2 protein-coding genes are annotated in these 503 nt (G+C 57.5%); both read left to right on the top strand.

The genetic code is table 11. The features are described 5' to 3' along the window. The coding region (locus tag N1032_RS28160) for a hypothetical protein (RefSeq protein ID WP_259544053.1) at positions 1-194 on the top strand (194 nt) is incomplete at its 5' end. A gap of 122 nt (positions 195-316) precedes the next feature. Next, positions 317-503: hypothetical protein (locus N1032_RS28155; RefSeq protein ID WP_456319133.1), on the top strand; the 187-nt coding region annotated here is incomplete at its 3' end.

Below are 503 nucleotides of genomic sequence, written 5' to 3'. Positions count from 1 at the left end.
ACATGCCAGCCATCGAGGCCGCCGGGTATGCCATCGTCCTGACCGTTCACGACGAAGTAATCACCGAAGCTATCAACCATGCAAGCTACAACGCAAGCGAGCTATCAAGATTGCTTGCTATCGTGCCAGCATGGATGCAAGGCTTGCCCCTGGCTGCCGCTGGCTTCGAGGCTGACCGCTACCGCAAGGATTGATATGAAGAAACTTTTAGAATACGTCATGTATACGCTGCTGTTTTCCATGATAGCCGGGTTCGGCTTCGGCGGCGGCGTATTCGCGTTCCTGGGCTGGGCGAAGTTATTCGGGAGGCTGTTAGATGGGCTATATCCGTGAAGCATTGATAGAGAAGCCGCTCGTACTCGAGACACAAAGGCGCGGCGGCATTGCCTATAAACTGACGGTGCCCGGCCGCGTGCATGTTCCTGACCGGCTGTTACTCATGCCGGGCGGCCGTGCGATCTTCGTCGAGTGCAAAGCGCCGGGGCAAGTGTTGCGCGACGGCC

It is taken from the genome of Herbiconiux daphne, from assembly GCF_024979295.1.
Lineage (GTDB): Bacteria > Actinomycetota > Actinomycetes > Actinomycetales > Microbacteriaceae > Herbiconiux > Herbiconiux daphnes.
The sequence above is the reverse complement of the archived record's forward strand: the minus strand, read 5'-3'. Positions and strand labels throughout refer to the sequence as shown.